This window comes from Burkholderia sp. Ac-20349, from assembly GCF_017104865.1.
Taxonomy (GTDB): domain Bacteria; phylum Pseudomonadota; class Gammaproteobacteria; order Burkholderiales; family Burkholderiaceae; genus Burkholderia; species Burkholderia aenigmatica.
In genome coordinates this window covers 1-3178 of the sequence record NZ_JAAGPM010000285.1, presented here as the reverse complement: position 1 = coordinate 3178, position 3178 = coordinate 1, and the positions used below count along the sequence as shown (strand labels likewise).

Below are 3178 nucleotides of genomic sequence, written 5' to 3'. Positions count from 1 at the left end.
TGCGGCGGCCGGATTCGACGTGCATCGCACGGACGAGCCGCTCGACCTGATCGAGACCGTGTGGGATACGCCGCTGCCGGTGTCGGTCGACTGGGCGTCGTGGTGTCGCGCGGCCGGTCGCGACGCGAGGCTCGCGAGCACGGCGAGGCCGAGCGCGCCGCCCATCATGAACGCGGTGTTGACGATCCCCGACGCGAGCCCGGAATCGGCCGGATCGACGTCGTTCATCGCGGCGAGCAGCATCGGGTTGAACGCGACGCCCGCGCCGATGCCGAGCAGCGTCATGCCGGGCAGCACGTGCCAGACGAAGCCGCCGTCGACCGGCGCGCGCGAGAACAGCGCGAGGCCGCAGGCCGCGATCAGCAGGCCGGCCGCGATCGGGCCACGGATCCCGAAGCGCATCACGATGCGCGCGGACAGCCCGAGCGAGAACGCGGCCATGATCAGGTTCGCCGGCAGGAACGCGAGACCGACCTGCAGCGGCCCGTAGCCGAGCACGCGCTGCATGTACAGCGCGGACAGGAAGAACCACGCGAACATTGCGGCTGCCCACAGCACGCCGATCACGTTCGCGAGCGCGACGTTGCGCGCGGCGAACAGCGTGAGCGGCATCAGCGGATGCGCGGCGCGCGCCTCGATCGCAATGAACAGCGCGAGCAGCGCGACGGCCGCGCCGATCAGCGCGACGGTCTGCAACGACAGCCAGCCGGCTTCGTTGCCGCCGACGATCCCGTAGACGGCCAGCATCAGCGACGCGGTCACGGTGATCGCGCCTGCGACGTCGAGCCGCGCGGTACCGGCCGGCGCGCGCAGGCGCGGCAGCAGCGCGACGCACATCGCATAGACCGCGATGCCGATCGGCAGGTTGACGAGGAAGATCCAGTGCCACGACAGCGAGCTCGTCAGCAGCCCGCCGAGCAGCACGCCGATGCTGCCGCCACCCGCGCAGACGAAGCCGTACACGCCCATCGCGCGGGCGCGTTCGCCGGGCTCGGTGAAGAGGTTCATGATCAGCGACAGCGCGACGGCCGAGACGACCGCGCCGCCGATCCCCTGCACCGCGCGCGCGGCGATCAGCATCGTCTGCGACTGCGCGAGGCCGCACGCGAGCGACGCGAGCGTGAACACGACGAGGCCCGCGAGGAACATGCGCCGCTGGCCGTACAGGTCGCCGAGCCGGCCGCCGAGCAGCAGGCAGCCGCCGAACGTCAGCAGGTACGCGTTGACGACCCACACGAGGGCGGTTTCGGTGAAATGGAGGTCGGTGCTGATCGACGGCAGCGCCACGTTCACGATCGTGCTGTCGAGCACGATCATCAGCACGCCGAGGCAGAGGACGATCAGCGCGTACCAGCGCTTCTCGCCGTGAATCCCGTGGGTCATGGGCTTGCAGCCTTCTGATAGTTATTTGAAAGGATGCATTGTAGACCCCATCGGCGCAGGCTTCCTGCCGGTTTGTGGCAGCAGCGAAGCGTAGTCGCGCGTCCGGGCGGGACGCGCGCGATGGATGCGACGGGCGTTACGAGCGCGCCGGCAGTGCGCAGCCGTCGGGGCCGCAGGCGGCCGCGTCGTCACCGTCGAGTTCGACGATGCCGTCGCGCCATGCCTGGTCGAGCGCCTGCGCAAACGCGTCGGCCGGCTGCGCACCCGACACCGCATAGCGGCCGCCGAACACGAACAGCGGCACGCCGCGACCGCCGATCTGCGCGGCGCGCGCGGCGTCGGCTTCGACTTCGTCGCGGTACAGGTCACTACGCAGCACGGCTTCGACGGCCGAGCGCTCGAGTCCGGCTTCGACCGCGAATTCGGTCAGCTCGGCATGATCGAACAGCGAGCCGTGCTCGCAGAAATACGCGCGGTACAGCCGCTCGGTCAGTGCGTGCGCGCGGCCCGTCGCTTCCGCGAGCTTCACGAGCCGGTGGCCGTCGAGCGTGTCGCCGACGAGCGTGCCGGGCAGGTCGTAGCGCAGCCCGACGCTCGCGGCCGCGTCGGTTACCTGGCGCAGCATCTGGTCGACCTGTGCGGGCGACATCCGGTACTTGCCGCCGAGCATCGCCTCGACCGGCTCGACCGGCTGGCCGGGCATCAGCCGGTATGCGCGCAACGCGACGTCGACGCGGTCGGCATGCGCGAACGCGGCGAGCGCCTCGTCGAAGCGGCGCTTGCCGATCCAGCACCACGGGCAGATCAGGTCGGACCAGATTTCGACGGTCAGGGTCGGGCGGGCAGTCGGGGCGGGAGCGGTCGTCATGGGCGGTTCCGGGCAGCAAAAAAATGTAACCGGGACTATATCACTTTGTGCTTCGACGCTTGGGCTTGCCCGGGCGGCCGTGTGAAGCGGACGCCCGGCGTATCACGAAGCATAGACACGGAAGCGGCGTCCCGATAGCGATTACCGATGCCGGCCGCCGCCGCACGTCGCGGCGAACCGGCCCGCGGGGTGGGTCGCTTACGCGTCGCCTTGCGTTTCCTTCAGGTGCTTGAGGTGCTTGTAGACCGTCGCGCGGCCCATTCCCAGCACGTTCGCGACGTAGTTCGCCGCGCTCTTGCCGCGAAACGCGCCCTCCGCATAAAGCGCTTCGACGAGCTCGCGCCGGTGCTCGCGCGTAAGCCCGTTCAGCCCGACCTGCCGTTCGTGCAGCCAGCTGTGAAGGAACGTGTTGATGCGCTCCTGCCAGTCGTCGCGGAACAGCTCGTCCGGCTGCGCGACGACGCCCGCGCCCTTGATGAACAGGTCGAGCGTCGCGCGCACCTCGTCGAACACCGCGATGTTGAAGTTGATGCACATCATCCCGGCCGGGCGGCCTTCGTCGTCGAACAGCACGTTGCTCACGCAGCGCATCCGGCGGCCGTCCCAGTTCAGCTTCTCGTACGGGCCGATCACGCGCTCGCGGGCGGAATGATCGATTTCCTCGAGCGCGGAATCGTCGCCGACCTCGCGCTTCGACAGGTTGTTCGCGAGATACAGCACGGTCTGGTCGTGCAGGTCGTGGATCACGACTTCCGCGTACGGGAAGAACAGCGCGGCGATACCGTCGGCGATCGGCGCATAGCGGGTGAGCAGCAGGTTCTTGACGGGGGATTGCTTCTTGCGCATCGGGTTCGCCATCTCGGGTGGGCGGGGGCCGGGCAGCGCATCGGGCCGGCGTGCCGGCGCACCGTTGGCCGGCATGCCCGT

Annotated in this window: 3 protein-coding genes; all 3 read right to left on the bottom strand. The window is 69.4% G+C overall.

Features of this window, described 5'->3' with window-relative positions:
- On the bottom strand, positions 1 to 1383 hold a 1383-nt coding region (locus tag G3N61_RS38425; RefSeq protein ID WP_205825048.1), incomplete at its 3' end, for a DHA2 family efflux MFS transporter permease subunit.
- A 136-nt stretch (positions 1384 to 1519) separates the two neighbouring features.
- Positions 1520 to 2251, bottom strand: a complete 732-nt coding sequence (locus G3N61_RS38420; RefSeq protein WP_043189326.1) for a DsbA family oxidoreductase — start codon at positions 2249 to 2251, stop codon at positions 1520 to 1522.
- 198 nt (positions 2252 to 2449) lie between these two features.
- Positions 2450 to 3172, bottom strand: coding sequence for a PAS domain-containing protein (locus tag G3N61_RS38415; protein WP_277405136.1), 723 nt, complete (start codon positions 3170 to 3172; stop codon positions 2450 to 2452).
- Between the last annotated feature and the right edge of the window lie 6 nt (positions 3173 to 3178).

Coding starts and splice junctions, on each gene's coding strand:
- G3N61_RS38420 (WP_043189326.1), bottom strand. CDS start 2,251: ATGACGACCGCTCCCGCCCCGACTGCCCGCCCGACCCTGACCGTCGAA.
- G3N61_RS38415 (WP_277405136.1), bottom strand. CDS start 3,172: ATGCCGGCCAACGGTGCGCCGGCACGCCGGCCCGATGCGCTGCCCGGC.